Annotated in this window: 14 protein-coding genes; 9 read left to right on the top strand and 5 right to left on the bottom strand. The window is 64.4% G+C overall.

Features of this window, described 5'->3' with window-relative positions:
* Nucleotides 1-9: 9 nt before the first annotated feature.
* Together pqqB and pqqA are read right to left on the bottom strand one after the other, a co-directional pair.
* Nucleotides 10-939, bottom strand: a complete 930-nt coding sequence (gene pqqB, locus ACVMB1_RS22835; protein ID WP_076823970.1) for a pyrroloquinoline quinone biosynthesis protein PqqB — start codon at nt 937-939, stop codon at nt 10-12.
* A 158-nt stretch (nt 940-1,097) separates the two neighbouring features.
* Nucleotides 1,098-1,178, bottom strand: coding sequence for a pyrroloquinoline quinone precursor peptide PqqA (gene pqqA, locus ACVMB1_RS22830; RefSeq protein ID WP_035635412.1), 81 nt, complete (start codon nt 1,176-1,178; stop codon nt 1,098-1,100).
* A 326-nt stretch (nt 1,179-1,504) separates the two neighbouring features.
* Between pqqA and ACVMB1_RS22825 the strand changes: the two genes are divergently transcribed.
* The 9 genes from ACVMB1_RS22825 to ACVMB1_RS22785 all read left to right on the top strand — a co-directional run bounded on the left by ACVMB1_RS22825 (nt 1,505) and on the right by ACVMB1_RS22785 (nt 11,293).
* The gene (locus ACVMB1_RS22825; protein ID WP_028332662.1) at nt 1,505-1,762 is read left to right on the top strand and encodes a DUF6894 family protein; all 258 of its coding nucleotides are present in this window, start codon (nt 1,505-1,507) and stop codon (nt 1,760-1,762) included.
* Between the two features lie 161 nt (nt 1,763-1,923).
* Entirely contained in the window at nt 1,924-3,195 is a 1,272-nt protein-coding gene (locus tag ACVMB1_RS22820) for a PQQ-dependent sugar dehydrogenase (RefSeq protein ID WP_141342802.1), read from the top strand.
* 111 nt (nt 3,196-3,306) lie between these two features.
* Entirely contained in the window at nt 3,307-3,873 is a 567-nt protein-coding gene (locus ACVMB1_RS22815; RefSeq protein ID WP_076823972.1) for a c-type cytochrome, read from the top strand.
* 71 nt (nt 3,874-3,944) lie between these two features.
* Nucleotides 3,945-5,336, top strand: coding sequence for an amidase family protein (locus tag ACVMB1_RS22810; RefSeq protein WP_141342801.1), 1,392 nt, complete (start codon nt 3,945-3,947; stop codon nt 5,334-5,336).
* Between the two features lies 1 nt (nt 5,337).
* A complete protein-coding gene (locus ACVMB1_RS22805) occupies nt 5,338-5,814 on the top strand; it encodes a glutathione peroxidase (protein WP_028332658.1) in 477 nt (158 codons plus the stop codon).
* Nucleotides 5,811-6,077: a DUF3297 family protein gene (locus ACVMB1_RS22800; protein ID WP_016848389.1), complete on the top strand. Its 267-nt coding sequence runs from the start codon at nt 5,811-5,813 to the stop codon at nt 6,075-6,077. Before ACVMB1_RS22805 ends, ACVMB1_RS22800 begins: the two co-directional genes overlap by 4 nt.
* Before the next feature lie 135 nt (nt 6,078-6,212).
* A complete protein-coding gene (locus ACVMB1_RS22795) occupies nt 6,213-7,382 on the top strand; it encodes a mandelate racemase/muconate lactonizing enzyme family protein (protein WP_076823976.1) in 1,170 nt (389 codons plus the stop codon).
* A 185-nt stretch (nt 7,383-7,567) separates the two neighbouring features.
* Nucleotides 7,568-8,629: a hypothetical protein gene (locus tag ACVMB1_RS22790; protein WP_076823978.1), complete on the top strand. Its 1,062-nt coding sequence runs from the start codon at nt 7,568-7,570 to the stop codon at nt 8,627-8,629.
* Nucleotides 8,630-8,929: 300 nt separating this feature from the next.
* Entirely contained in the window at nt 8,930-11,293 is a 2,364-nt protein-coding gene (locus ACVMB1_RS22785; RefSeq protein ID WP_141342800.1) for a TonB-dependent receptor, read from the top strand.
* Between the two features lie 86 nt (nt 11,294-11,379).
* Here the strand turns inward: ACVMB1_RS22785 and ACVMB1_RS22780 are convergent, their stop codons facing one another.
* From ACVMB1_RS22780 to ACVMB1_RS22770, 3 genes are all read right to left on the bottom strand, one after another.
* Nucleotides 11,380-12,555: an IS481 family transposase gene (locus tag ACVMB1_RS22780; RefSeq protein WP_057015551.1), complete on the bottom strand. Its 1,176-nt coding sequence runs from the start codon at nt 12,553-12,555 to the stop codon at nt 11,380-11,382.
* 154 nt (nt 12,556-12,709) lie between these two features.
* The gene (locus tag ACVMB1_RS22775; protein WP_076823983.1) at nt 12,710-14,062 is read right to left on the bottom strand and encodes a malonyl-CoA decarboxylase; all 1,353 of its coding nucleotides are present in this window, start codon (nt 14,060-14,062) and stop codon (nt 12,710-12,712) included.
* Between the two features lie 158 nt (nt 14,063-14,220).
* Nucleotides 14,221-15,033 (bottom strand): AraC family transcriptional regulator, encoded by an 813-nt coding sequence (locus ACVMB1_RS22770; RefSeq protein WP_076824223.1) that lies wholly within the window; start codon nt 15,031-15,033, stop codon nt 14,221-14,223.
* Nucleotides 15,034-15,043 lie beyond the last annotated feature (10 nt).

Raw genomic sequence — 15,043 nt, 5'->3', positions numbered from 1 at the left:
GCACGACATTCACAGCACGATCTCCGTTCCGTCGGAGGGAATCTGCCAGCCCGCCTGTTCGGCCGCCTTGCGTTCGGCCGAGGTCCCAAGCAGCGCCGGGTTGGAGTTGTTGATATGCAAAAACACTTTTCGTCCGATGTCGAGCCCGGCGAGGCTTTCGATCGCACCCTGATCGCCCGACATCGCGATATGGCCCATGCCCTGGCCGGTCTTGTTGCCAAGGCCCGCCGCGATCAGTTCGTCGTCGCGCCACACCGTGCCGTCGAAAAACACCAGCGGGGCGCCCTTGAGCCGTGATTTCAGATCGTCAGTCACCCGTGCGCAGGCGGCCAGGAAATAGAAATATTTGCCGCTGCGCCGGTCAGCAATACGCAGGCCGAGCGTATCGCCGACGCCGTCGGCGCCCGCCGGATGCGCCTTGCCCTCAAGATACCACGCGCCCTTGCCGGGAACCTCAAACGGCAGCACCTCGAGCCCGGACGGCGATCCGTCGGGCAGGGCCGGTTCGAAGGCCTGGTCGACCGCGATCGGCCGGCGGTCGACGTTCTTGTCGCTGAGCACGTTGAAGATGCTGTTCGCGCGCAGGATCGCGAGCACCCGCTCATGCGCGTAGATCGTGAACGGCGAACCCTCGCGCATCGACAGCAGCCCGGCGACCGCGTCGATCTCGCCATTGGTGAGGATGACGCCCGCGATCGGGCTGTGGCGCAGTGCGCCGTGCTTCGGATGCAGCTGCGGCGTGGCAATCAACTGCTGGCGCAGATCCGGGGACGCATTGACCAGGAACCAGTGCACACCATCGCCGCTGACGGCGATCGAGGCTTGCGTGCTCTGCAGTTCGGGGTGGTCGCTTCGCGCCGTCCTGCAGACGGCACAGCCGCAGTTCCACTGCGGAACGCCGCCACCCGCCGCGGCACCCAGGACGACGACACGAAGCATGATCCGTCCCCTGAGAAGCTTGGCCTGGAGAAGTTTGTTGGACCCAGAAACGTTACGAGGTGGACTCCGGATTTGAAACACACTCCCTTGGTCGGGAGCGCGTTACGCCCGGATGTCCACCTGCGCTAAAACGCTAAACGTGTAGAGGGCGCTGCCGCTTACTTGCGGGTTGCGCACATATACATGTTGATTTCCATGCCGACCGACACTTCAACGATCTTCGGTGCTTTCCAGGCCATTTGGCTCTCCTTGTTGCAACCGGACGAACTTTCCGCCCTGCAGGCTAAACTACTGTGGTTGGAAAAGTTCGCCAGTTAAATTTTCTGTAAGGTGCCGCCTCGAAGGGCATGCTGCACTGCGGCAAGCAAATCTTACCCACTCACAAATTTGTGCGCGCGTTTCCCGTCAAAAGCCCGTGGCATCAGACCTTTTTCCTGTTGTTAGCCACACGGTGAATGGTGATGTTGGAATAAGTAAACAGCAGCCCCGCGGTCCTCCGAAGGTCCCGGTGACGATCCTGTGCTTCCCCGCGACGGGAGGCGACTAACCGAGCCGAGTTCAGCCGATGCCACGCTATTTCTTCAACACCCGTATCGGCGACGAGCTGATCTCCGATCCCGACGGCGAAATCCTGCGGGACCCGGATCGTGCGTGGGAAATGGCGCGCGCGATGATTCGCGAACTGCTCAAGACCGAGGGCGCCGACGGCGCGCTGCTCAGCGCCGTGATCGAGGTGACCGACGACGAGGGCGAGGTCGTGCTGGAGTTTCCATTCACGGAGGCGATCCTCGATCGCCCGGACCGCTCGATGACAAGGCACTGACGCTGGCCCCGCGCGGCCACAACCATGCGTTGGCCGATGTCCGGCATGCTTCCGATTGCAATTGTCCGGACAAATTCGCAAGACTATGAACGGAAAGCCGAACGGCGCCGGGCGATGTCAATGGCGCAATCAACAACGGCTTCCACCCAGGGGAGATCTTCATGAAAAAACACTCGTTCGCACCGCGCAGCTTGCTGCTCGCGGGGGCCATGCTCGGGGCGTTCACGCTCTCTGCTGCGGCGCAACAGCCGGCCGCGCCGGCGGCAGGTGCCGCCCCTGCCGCCCAGCCGCTGCCGCCTGGCTCGCCCTTGATCGGGCGTCCCGACAATGAAGCCGCCGCCAAGCTCGCGCCGGTGGCGCCGCCGCCGCTGCCGTCCGCGCCCGACAAGCTGCCGCTCGCCAAGCTCAAGGCGCCGGCCGGCTTCAATGTCGAGGTCTATGCGGCTGGCATGGCCAATGCGCGCTCGCTGGCGCTCGGCGACAAGGGCACGGTGTTCGTCGGCAGCCGCCTCGTCGACAAGGTCTATGCGATCGTGAACAAGGACGGCAAGCGCTCGGTCAAGGTGATCGCCTCCGGTCTCTATCGTCCGAACGGCGTCGCCTTCAAGGACGGCACGCTCTACATCGCCGAACTCTCGAAGGTCTCCAAGATCGACAAGATCGAGGACAATCTGGATAACCCCCCGAAGCCCACCGTCATCTACGACAAGCTGCCGAAGGACGAGGCGCATGGCTGGAAGTTCATCGCCGTCGGTCCCGACAACAAGCTTTATGTTCCGGTCGGACAGCCCGGCAACAACGTGCTGCATGATGCCGACCACGGCCAGATCCGCCGCATGAATCTCGATGGCTCCGGCGCCGAGGTCTACGCGCTCGGCGTGCGCAACACGGTCGGCTTCGACTGGAATCCCGAGAACAAGCAGATGTACTTCACCGACAACGGCCGCGACTGGCTGTCGGAGACGGTGCCGGAAGACGAGCTCAACCGCATCACCAAGGCGGGCGAGGATTTCGGCGCGCCGTACTGCTACCAGGGCAACATCATCGACCAGGAGCTCGGCTGGGGCAAGACCTGCAAGGACTACACCGCGCCGGTCGGCCTGATGGGCCCGCATACCGCGTCGCTCGGCATGCGCTTCTACACCGGCAGCATGTTCCCGAAGACCTACAAGAACGTGATCTTCGTCGCGCGTCACGGCTCCTGGAACAAGTCGCAGAAGCAGGGTGGTGACGTGGTCGCCGTCAGGCTGAACAAGGACGGCACCGTGAAGTCGATAGAGCCGTTCCTGACCGGCTTCCTCGAAGACAACAAGTATGTCGGCCGCCCGGTCGACGTGATGCTGCTGAAGGACGGCTCGCTGCTGGTCTCCGACGACTGGAACGGCGCGGTCTATCGCGTCAGCTACGGCAAGCCGAAGGTCGCCAATCAGTAACAACCACCAACGTCATTCCGGGCTGGTGCGACAGCACCAGACCCGGAATCTCGAGATTCCGGGTTCGCCCTTCGGGCGCCCCGGAATGACACTGAAAGTCAGGAGCAGCCGATGCGTAAGTTCATGATCCCTGTGCTCCTGGTTGCATCCGCTCTTTCCGCAAATGCCGAGACCATCCAGGAGCGCGCCGCGGCGTGCTTTGCCTGCCATGGCGAGCATGGCACGTCGGAGACCGAGAACACGCCGTCGCTTGGCGGCCAGACGGCGCCCTATGCGCTGATCCAGCTCTTCATGTTCCGCGAGAAGCTGCGGGTGTTCGACCCGATGAACGAGATGGCGAAGCCGCTGACCGACGATGATTTGCGCAGCTTCTCGGACTTCATCGCGACCTTGCCGAAGCCCACGCCGCCCGCTGACGCCGGCGATCCGGCGCGGATGGCGCGGGGCCAGGCGCTGGCGCAGCAGAACCGCTGCAACAGCTGCCACAACACCGATTTCTCCGGCAAGGAGAATGTCCCGCGCATCGCCAACCAGCGCGAGGACTACCTCGCCAAGACGCTGGCCGAATACAAGGACAACAGCCGCCATGGCTATGACGCCACCATGGCCGACGTGATGCAAACGGTCACAAAGGAGCAGATCGGCGACCTTGCCTATTACATCGCGCATGTCCGCTGAAACATCAGGCGGCGGACCGCTGGCCATGTTCTCCGCGCGGCGCTAAAACGCAGCGTCACACGGAGTTGCACATGCAGGATATTTGGCGTCTGTCGGCGGCCGAGCTCGCCAGCCTCATCAGATCGAAGAAGGTGTCGGCGAAGGAGGCGGCGGAGGCGGGGCTCGCCCGGCTCGACGCGGTCAACCCGAAGCTCAACGCGGTGGTCGATCACCGGCCGGACGACGTGCTGGCGCAGGCGGCCAAGATCGATGCGGCCATTGCGCGCGGCGAGGCGGTCGGGCCGCTCGCCGGCGTGCCGGTCACCATCAAGGTCAATGTCGACCAGGAGGGCTACGCCACCACCAATGGGCTGAAGGCACAGCGCGACGTCATCGCCAGGGTCGACAATCCGGTGGTCGCCAATCTGCGCAAGGCCGGCGCGGTGCTGCTCGGCCGCACCAATTGTCCGGCGGTCTCCTATCGCTGGTTCACCACCAACCTCATTCACGGCGACACCAAGAACCCGCGCGATCCCGGCATCACCCCGGGCGGCTCGTCCGGCGGCGCGGGTTCGGCGGTCGCGGCCGGCATCGGCCACATCGCTCACGGCACCGATATCGCCGGCTCGGTGCGCTATCCGGCCTATGCCTGCGGCGTGCACGGCCTGCGGCCAAGCATGGGCCGTATCCCGGCCTTCAATTCGGCTTTGCCGGAGCGGCCGATCGGCCCGCAGATCAGCGCGGTGTCGGGCCCGCTGGCGCGCACCATCAACGATCTGCGCATCTCGCTCGCGGCGATGTCGGCGCCGGACTATCGCGACCCCTGGTATGCGCCGGTGCCGCTCGAAGGCCCGCCGCGCGAGAAGCGCGTTGCGATGTGCCTCAATCCCGACGGTCTTAATCCGGTGCCGGAAGTGGTCGCCGCGGTGGCCGATGCCGGCAAGCGCTTGCAGAAGGCCGGCTGGATCGTCGAGGAAATTGCAAACACGCCGTCCTTGCGCGAGGCGGCCGAGATCCAGACCCGGCTCTGGCTCGGCGACGGCTATGAGGCCCAGCTCGCATTCGCCGAGCGCGAGGGCGATCCCGGCGCACTGGCCTGCCTGCGCGGCGTCCGCGCCCGGGTGCATCCGTTCGACCTGTCGCAGGCACTGACCCGCCGCGCGACCCTGACGCGCGAATGGTTCGCCTTCTTCGAGAAATATCCGGTGCTGCTGATGCCGGTGTCCGGCGAGCTGCCGTTCCCCGACCATCTCGACCGCAAGGACGAGGCGTCGTTCGCGCGGGTGTGGCACGCGCAGCTGCCGCAGATTGCGATCCCGTTCATGGGGCTTCCCGGGCTCGTGGTCTCCACCGGTCTCGTCGGACGGATCCCGGTCGGCGTGCAACTGGTGGCCGGACGCTACCGCGAGGATCTCTGCCTTGCCGCTGGTGAGGCGGTCGAGGCCGGCGGCACGCCGTCGTCGCCGATCGATCCGGTCAGCTGAGATGGCGACCGTTTACGATTTCACCGCCAAGTCGCTCGCCGGCGACGACGTGCCGCTGCAGCGGTTCGAGGGCCAGGTGCTGCTGATCGTGAACACGGCGAGCGCCTGCGGGTTCACGCCGCAATACAAGGGCCTGCAGGAGCTGCACGCCGGCCTGTCGCCGCGCGGCTTCGCCGTGCTCGGCTTCCCCTGCAACCAGTTCGGCGCGCAGGAGCCGGGCGATGCGAAGCAGATCGCCGCGTTCTGCGAGACCAACTACGCCGTCACGTTTCCGATGTTCGCCAAGATCGACGTCAATGGCTCAGGTGCGCATCCATTGTACGAACACCTGAAACGTGAGAAGTCGGGCCTGCTCGGGCCCGCGATCAAATGGAACTTCACCAAGTTCCTGGTCGATCGCGCCGGCAAGGTCGTGGCGCGGCATGCGCCGACCGCCCGGCCCGAAGGATTGAGGAAGGACATCGAGGCGCTGCTATGAGCGACGACAACGACACCAACGACCAATTCCCCGACCGCCTCTCGGTCGATCCGAACAGCCCGTACTACAATGCGGATATTCTCGCCCGCGATGTCGGCATCCGCTTCAAAGGCGCCGAGAAGACCAATGTCGAGGAGTACTGCATCAGCGAAGGCTGGGTCCGCGTCACCGCCGGCAATGCCAAGGACCGTTACGGCAATCCGCTGACCATCAAGGTGCACGGGCCGGTCGAGCCGTATTTCCGGGATAAGGCGAAGTCCTGAAGCCGCTTCCTCTGCCGTCATTGCGAGCGAAGCGAAGCAATCCACGTCTCCGCTCGTTGAGAAATGGATTGCTTCGTCGCTTCGCTCCTCGCAATGACGAGGAGAGGACGGCAAACCCAACTTAGAAAGCCCCCCATGTCCGTCCGTATCGTCGACGTCCGCGAGGTGACCAAGCCGATCTCCTCGCCGATCCGCAACGCCTATATCGACTTCACCAAGATGACCTCGAGCCTGGTGGCCGTGGTCACCGACGTGGTGCGCGACGGCAAGCGGGTGGTCGGTTACGGCTTCAATTCCAACGGCCGTTACGGGCAGGGCGGTCTGATCCGCGAGCGCTTTGCGCCGCGCCTCAAGGAAGCCGATCCGAAATTGCTGCTCGATGCCGATGGCGGCAATCTCGATCCGGACAAGGTCTGGTCGACGCTGATGTCGAACGAGAAGCCGGGCGGCCATGGCGAGCGCTCGGTCGCGGTCGGCACCATCGACATGGCGGTGTGGGACGCGGTGGCGAAGATCGCGGGCAAGCCGCTGTTCCGGCTGCTCGCCGAGCGCCACGGCCTCACCGCCAATCCGCGCGTCTTCGTCTACGCAGCCGGCGGCTACTACTATCCTGGCAAGGACCTCGGCGCGCTGCGCAAGGAGATGCGTGGCTATCTCGACCGCGGCTACAACGTCGTGAAGATGAAGATCGGCGGTGCGCCGCTTGCCGAGGACCGCGAGCGCATCGAGGCGGTGCTGAAGGAGATCGGCAGCGCGGCGCAGCTTGCGGTCGACGCCAACGGCCGCTTCGATCTGGAGACCGCGATCGCCTACGCCAAGATGCTGCGCGAGTATCCGCTGTTCTGGTACGAGGAGGCCGGCGACCCGCTCGACTACGCGCTGCAGGCCGCGCTGGCCGAGTTCTATCCGGGGGCGATGGCGACCGGCGAGAACCTGTTCAGCCACCAGGATGCGCGGAACCTGATCCGCTACGGCGGCATGCGGCCGGACCGCGACTGGCTGCAATTCGATTGCGCGCTGTCCTACGGGCTCTGCGAGTATCAGCGCACGCTCGAGGTGCTGAAGACCCACGGCTGGTCGCCGAGCCGCTGCATCCCGCATGGCGGCCACCAGATGTCGCTCAACATCGCGGCCGGCCTCGGCCTCGGCGGCAACGAGAGCTACCCCGACCTGTTCCAGCCCTATGGCGGGTTCCCGGACGGCGTGCGCGTCGAGGGTGGCCACATCGTGATGCCCGACCTTCCCGGCATCGGCTTCGAGGGCAAATCCGATCTCTACAAGGAGATGAAGGCGCTGGCGGACTAAGTCCGGCCAGCGATTGCCAATCCGCCGGGGGCGCGGGGTGGGCCCGAGCTTGCTCGCCAAATTTCGTGAGCGACGCTCAGGAAATTATTGAACATTGCTCATTTCCGGATATACTCATGAGAACAGGGCGTCTTTGTCCCGGATGATCGGGAGCAGGCGCAAAAACCGGCCGTGAGGATAGCCGCATGCCATATTCAGCCAAGGATCTCCGGGACGCCGCAAATGCCGGGGTGATCAGCCCGGCCGATCTGGAACGGTTGCTCGCTTTCCTAGCGAGCAGCGCCGGGCAGGGTTCGGCGGGCGATGCAAGTCCCGCCGCCAAATTCGATGCCGCGCATGTGCTCTGGTACGCCGGCGCGCTCATTGTGATCGGTGCCATGGGCCTGTTCTCGACCCTGGCCTTCACCCAGATGGGCGGCCGCGCGCTCACGGCCTGCGCGATCGCCTATGCGGTCGGGTTCAGCGTGGCGGGTCACCACCTCTGGCACGCCAAGAATCTGCGGGTTCCCGGCGGCCTGCTGATCGCGATCGCGGTCTCGATGGCGCCGCTCGCGGTCTACGGCATCCAGGACGAGCTTGGCTGGTGGGGCAAGTTCGGCAAGCCGGGAACCGTGCAGGACTTCTACGTCTGGGTGAAGGGCAGCTGGATCTTCATGGAGATCGCGACCGTCGCCGCCGGCATCGTCGCGCTGCGCTACTACCGCTTCGCTTTCATCGTCGCGATCATCTCGGTCGCGCTGTGGTTCATGTCGATGGACCTGGCGCCGTGGTTCAGCGGCATGGCTCACGCCGATTTCGAGATGCGCCGCAGGGTGTCGATCTGGTTCGGGCTTGCCGTGCTCGCGGTCGCCTGGATCGTGGACTATCGCAGCCGCAACGGCGACTTTGCGTTCTGGCTGCATCTGTTCGGCCTGATGGCGTTCTGGGGCGGAATTAGCGCGACCGAAGGCTCAACCGAATTGAGCAAGGCGGTGTATTGCCTGCTCAGTGTCGGCCTGATCGTGATTGCCGTGATTTTGATGCGGCGCGCCTATGCGGTGTTCGGCGCGTTCGGCATCTGCCTCTATCTCGGCCATCTCGCCGACGTCGTCTTCAAGGACTCGCTGTGGTTTCCGTTCTCGCTGTCGCTGATCGGCATTGCCGTGATCGCCGCAGGCCTGCTCTACCATCGCAACGAGCGTGCGATCACTGGCTGGATCGATGCGCATCTGCCGGCGGGGTTGCGGCCGCGGTCCGCAACCGCATGACCGCGACGTCCTGATCGTTTTAGAACCGCTACAATCTGGAATTGCTACAAGAAGTGCGGCGCGCAAGCGCCGCTCTTCGTTTCCGGGCGCAAATCCGGAAGCCGACAGAAACCATTCGCATCCTTGACTTTTCCAACCCTGCGCTCGCCGCGAGGTGTATCCGCGTCCATTCGTCGCGATTTTATTCCGTAGTCACGCAAAAATTTTCTCGCGCCCGTCGTCTGGACGCACAGCGCCTCACCTCTCTAGAGGACGGCGCATCGCCTTCAACGAAGGCGAGAGTTGCTTGGGGACGACGTCATGACATCAAGAACACAAGCCCATCGTCGCACTGTCTTGCTTGCGCTGCTCACGGCGAGCTATCTCGCGCTGAGCGTTCCGCTCGCAACGTCTGCCGCACAGGCGCAATCGGCGCCGTCGCAGGCCGGCGCCTCGTCGCTGCCGCCGGTGACCGTCACCGCGCCGGCCACGCAACGTCGCCGCAACGCACCATCGACATCGCGTAACACCGCCGCAGCACGAGGCCGCCGCACCCAGACGGCACGGCGGATCGCGCCCGCGGCGGCGGCAAAACCGTTCGCGGAATCGCAGGACGCCCGCACCGGCACATCGGGCTATTTCGCCAACAGCACGTCGGTTGCGACCAGGACCAACACCGCCATCGTCAACATCCCGCAATCGCTCAACGTGATCACGCGGGAGCAGATCCGCGACCAGAACTATCAGGGCCTCACCGACGTCACCCGCTATGTCCCCGGCGTTGCCGTGCATCAGGGCGAGGGCAATCGCGACGAACTCGTGATCCGCGGCGTCGATTCCAGCGCCAACTTCTTCGTCAACGGCTTTCGTGACGACGTGCAGTATTTCCGCGACATGTACAACGCCCAGAGCATCGAGGTGCTGAAGGGGCCGAGCGCGCTGACCTTCGGCCGCGGCGCCGGCGGCGGCCTGCTCAACCGCACCCTCAAGGAAGCCGACGGCAACCGCGTCTACGAGGCGACGGCGCAGACCGGCTCGTGGGGCGATCGCCGCGTCAGCCTCGATGCCGGACAGGCGATCAACGACAACGTCGCAGCAAGGCTCAACGTGTTCTACGAGGGTGCCGACGCCTTCCGCGATTTCAATCATCTGGAGCGCTACGGCATCAATCCGACGGTGACGCTGAAGCCCGACGACAACACCAAAATCAAACTGAGCTACGAGTACTTTCACGACGAGCGCACCGCCGATCGCGGCAATCCCTCGCAGGGTCTGCCGGGCGGCGCGACCCGCTTCAACCCGACCACGCCGTTCGCGCCGAACGGCGACTTCTCGACCTTCTTCGGCAGCCCAAGCCTGAACACTGCGCAGGCGACGGTGCAGACCGGCATGGCCATCATCGAGCACGATTTCGAGAACGGGCTGACGGTGCGCAACGGCACCATCGCCGCCGACTACCAGAAATTCTATCAGAACGTCTATCCAACGGGCGGTCCGCTCGCCGGCGCGGTCAATCCTGCCGACACCGCGGTCAATCTCGGCGCCTATCAGCACACGACGAACCGCGACAATGTCTTCAACCAGACCGATTTCACCTACAAGGCCTGGACCGGGCCGCTGTTCCACACCGTCGGCTTCGGCACCGAGTTCGGCCGGCAGACCGGCGTCGATATCCGCAACACCGGCGTGTTCCCGAACGGCACCAACACCATCGTGCAGAACCCGTTCGCGCCGACCTATTTCGGCCCGGTGACGTTTCTTCACCACTTCACCGGCACCAACAGCGACGGAGTCACCACGCCCGATTCGAACAGCCGCTATGCGCTGAACATTCAGTCCGGCTATCTCAGGGACACCATCGAGATTTCGCGCGCCGTGCAGATCATCGCCGGCGCCCGGTTCGATCGCTACGACATGTCGGCCACCGACATGAACACCAACATCAATCGCAATCGCGTCGATAATCTGGTGTCGCCGCAGGGCGCCCTGATCATCAAGCCGATCGATTCGATGTCGGTCTATACCGCCTACAGCGTCTCCTTCCTGCCGGCCTCGGGCGACCAGTTCAGCGCGCTGAACGACGGCACCCTGATCCTGCAGCCGCAGCGCTTCGAGAATGTCGAGCTCGGCATGAAGTGGAACATCAATCCGAAGCTGCTGTTCTCGACCGCGGTCTACAATCTGAACCGCACCAACCAGCCGATCGCCGACGGCAACAATCCCGGCTTCTTCTTCCCCTCCGGCAGCACGCTCACGCGAGGCGTCGAGGCGAGCCTGACCGGCTATGTCACCGCGCAATGGCAGTCGTCGCTGGCCTATGCCTACACTGACGCGAAGATCACCGGCGCCACCTCGGCGACCGTCGTGCCCGGCAACCGCGTCCAGCTGGTGCCGTACAATCAGTTTGCCTGGTGGAACAAGTATCAGTTCACGCCGATGTGGGCGGCTGCGCTCGGCGTGATCTATTTCGGCGATTCCTTCGCCTCGTCCGACGATACGGTGCGGCTGCCGGGCTTCGTGCGCTTCGATGCGGCGATCTACGCCAAGATCGACGAGACCTGGAGCGCCCAGCTCAACGTCGAGAACATTTTTGACAAGGGCTATTGGGCGTCGGCTGACGGCAACAACAATATCTCGCCGGGACAGGGCCGCACGGTAAGGCTGATGGCGCGGGCGAGGTTTTAGCTTTCACCGTCATGCCCGGGCTTGTCCCGGGCATCCACGTCTTTGCCGCGGTCTACAAGAAAGACGTGGATGGCCGGGACAAGTGTTTAGTCCGGGGACATGGCTGACACCTGTTCGGACACATCACTGACAGGTTGGCGGTTGGTCAAGTCGATTGATGCGACCTGCCAGCTGGCGAAGAAGACGCCGTAATGGCCGTCGCGATCCAGCGGCCTGATGGCAAGCCGTTCGCGCGCGAAGGCCTGTGGAACCTTCCAGAAGCGTCCCTTGAAGGAGATGTAGGGCCTCGTCGATGAGACCCTGCGCACGGTCTCGCCGCTGTCGTACTCGATTTTCGGGACGCGGGCCGGCATAGCGCGGGCACTGGGTCGGAAGCGATCGGCGGGAACGTGCATATCAAGGCCTTGGTGAGGGCGCTGCAGATTGTAGATCGGCCGCCAGGCATCCAAGGCACGCTGGACTTCCGGTAGGGTGCGGAAGCGGCGCATCGCAAAGACCTCGGCCTTCAGGGTGCGATGGAAGCGTTCGTTCTTGCCGCGGGCCTGCGGGTGGCAAGGCCTGGCATGCACCACCCTGACGCCAAGCTTGAGCAGCCAGACCTTCAATCCGGTCCAGCGAATGCCGGACGTATCGCCCCATGGTGAGCCGTTGTCGGTGTAGAAGGCCTCCGGCAAACCATAGCAGCGGAACGTCGTCGTCAAGTGATCCTGCACGGTGAAACGCTGCTCGTCGGCGCAGGCCTTCAGGCACAGGACATAGCGCGAGTGATCGTCGACGATCGTTAGCGGATGACACCGCGTTCCGTCGGCGAGCGGCAGGTGGCCCTTGAAGTCCATCTGCCACAGTAGATTGGGAGCTTCCTTCTCGAAGCGGTGCCCTGGATTTGGCGGCGCGTTCTCGCTCGGCTTGACGCGGCCGTTCCGGCACAGGATCCGGTGCACCGTCGAGGGCACAGGCACCGTCTTGCCGTCACGCTTCAGGCAGTGGGCGATCTTGCGCGCGCCCCAGACCGGATGCTTGTCGCGCACCGCAAGCACCTGCTCCTCGATGGCAGCCTCACTGCGCTTGGGCATCGCATGCGGACGCCGGGAGCGGTCAGCCAGTTCCCGATCACCAGCCTGCCAGCGCCGCAGCCATTTGTAGCCAACGTCAGGGCTGATGTTGAACCGTTGACACAGCTCGCGCCGGTTGGCGCCTTCCTGCAATGCCAGCCGCACGAACTCGTGGCGCTGATCCATTACTGACACCTCACTCCACGGCATGGACGGCCTCCCGAATCGGACCAATCCAGCCAATGTTGATGTGTCAGCTATGTCTCCGAACACCCGTCAGTGATCTGTCCGGGCTAAACAACAAGCCCGGCCATGACAACGGTAGAGAGGTGTGCTCGCAATGACGTGGAGAGGGGTTGGCCTGTCACCCCAACCGCATGTCCAGCAGCCGCCGGCCTTCGCCCTTCAACAGCTTCTTCACCGCGCTCGAAGCGATCACCTCGCCATTGTTGGCGTAGGCTTCGTGGTTCTTCTCGATGTCGTCGAGGCGGTAGAGGTAGTTGACCATGATGCCGGCGGATTCGCGCAGGCCCTTGGGCGAGAGATCGCCGAGCCAGTTGATCCGCTCCAAGCGTGCGCCGTTGCCGAGATGGAAGCGCGCGACCGAATCGATCAGTCGTCCCTTCGGCGTGCGCGCCTTCAGGAAATAGTAGGCGGCAAGCGGCTCCAGCACGGCGCGCAGCTGGGTCGCGAGCTCGGCGTTCTCGAACCAGTCGGGCTTGCCGAGGCTTTCCAGCAGCCGGCGGTCCTCCTCGGTGAGCGGCACGTCGTCGGCCTGCTTGACCCACTGCATGAAGCCCGGCACCGGCGATAGCGTCACGAAGTTGTCGAGCTTCGGCAATTCGCGGCGCAGCTCCTCGACCACCTGCTTGATCAGGAAGCTGCCGAAGGAGATGCCGCCAAGGCCGCGCTGGGTGTTGGAGATCGAATAGAACACCGCGGTGCGGGCGCGCTCGACCGGCACCGGCTCGCGCTCTTCGGCCAGCAGCGGCGCGATTGCGCCCGGGATGGCTTCGGTGAGCGCGACCTCGACGAAGATCAGCGGCTCGTCGGCCAGCGCCGGATGGAAGAAGGCGTAACAGCGGCGATCGATCGGATCGATGCGGCGGCGCAGATCGTCCCAATCGCGGATCTCGTGTACGGCCTCATAACGGATGATCTTCTCCAGAATATTGGCCGGAGACGACCAGTCTATCCTGCGCAGCACGAGGAATCCCCTGTTGAACCAGGACGAGAGCAGATGCACCACGTCGCGATCGAGCGCGGCAAGGTCCTTGTTGCCCTTCATCAATGAAAGCAGATCCGAGCGGATCGACACCAGTTCGCCGGTGCCGCCCGGCGCGCGATTGAGCCGGCGGATCAATTCCTGGCGGCGCGGCTCGGACGCGAAATGCAGGTCGCTGGCATCGTCGCCATTGGCTTTGGCGCGCCAGCTTTCGATCGCCTGCGCCAGTTTGGCGTGATCGGGGCCGAAATCGCGGGCCAGCGTCTGGAAGAACGACAGCCGCCCGGCGGCATCGAGGTGGTGGTAGCGGTCGAGCACTTCGCGCGCCATCGCGGTGCCGGAGGCTTCGCCGCGGCCGGATAACAGCGCCTCGCACAATTCCAGCAGTTCGGAAGCATCCTGCTTGTCGTCGGCCGGGCTGGCGCGGCCGAGCAGGACGCGGCCGCGTTCGGAAATCGTCGAGAGCAGATCGGAGAAGAAGGCATTGGCCATGAGCAGGTCGTATCCAGCAGGTCGTATCCAATGAAGCCGGACCTTACACGGGATTTAAGGTCGGGAGCACAGCAATCAAGCGCATGGATCGTACGGAAATATGTCGCAGCGCGACAGCGGTATAATTCGTCGTCGCTGCGCCCGGTGACAAACCCGGTTCACGTTTTCTCGCACGTTTTCTCCGCGAACGCGGTCGGTGTCTTGCCGGTAACCTGCCGGAACGCGTGGGAAAATGCCGGCACGCTGGCATAGCCGAGGTCGGAGGCGACCTGCTTGACCGAAACATTCGCGCTGCTCGACAGGCGCTCGATCGCGGCCGCGATGCGGGCGCGCTGGCACCAGCTCTTGAACGAGAGCTGCGTCTCAGCCGAGAACAGCCGCGACAGCGTCCGCGCCGAGGTGCCGACCGTGCGCGCCAGCGCGTCGATGTCGTGGTCCTGCGTCGGATCGGCCAGCACGAGGTCGGCGGCGCGGCGGCAGCGCGGCTCCTGCGGCAGCGGGATGAAGGTCGCGGAATCCTCGGCCTGGTGCAACTCCAGCATCACGAGGCGAATCAACAGATCGGTGCGCTCGCGTCCGCATGAGGCGTCGAACAGCGCGAGGATCGCCTGGTGCACCAGCGGCGACACCCGCACCACGAATTCGTGGTCGAGGCTGTCACTGCGCTTTTCGCGCGCGAGCCAGGCCTGGTCGAAATACAGCGTGCGCATCTCGATGTCGCCAAGCACGTCGATCGCGTGCGGGAGCAGGGCAGGGACCCACACCGCGCGGTCCGGCGGCACCAGCCAGCGCCCCTTCGGCGTCGTCACCTGCATGGTGCCGCTGGCGGCATAGACCAGCTGTGCCTCGCGGTGCAGGTGCGGGTCGAGCCGGACGCCCTTGCGGTAGCTGCGCGCCACCAGATGCACGCCGTCCCCGGTGACGCGCCGGTCCTGGTGGAGGGCTCTTATTGGCGGCTCAGCGATAGTCATTGGCGACATC

The sequence above is a fragment of the Bradyrhizobium sp. USDA 4504 genome, assembly GCF_054063995.1.
This window is presented reverse-complemented; position numbering and strand designations above follow the sequence as displayed.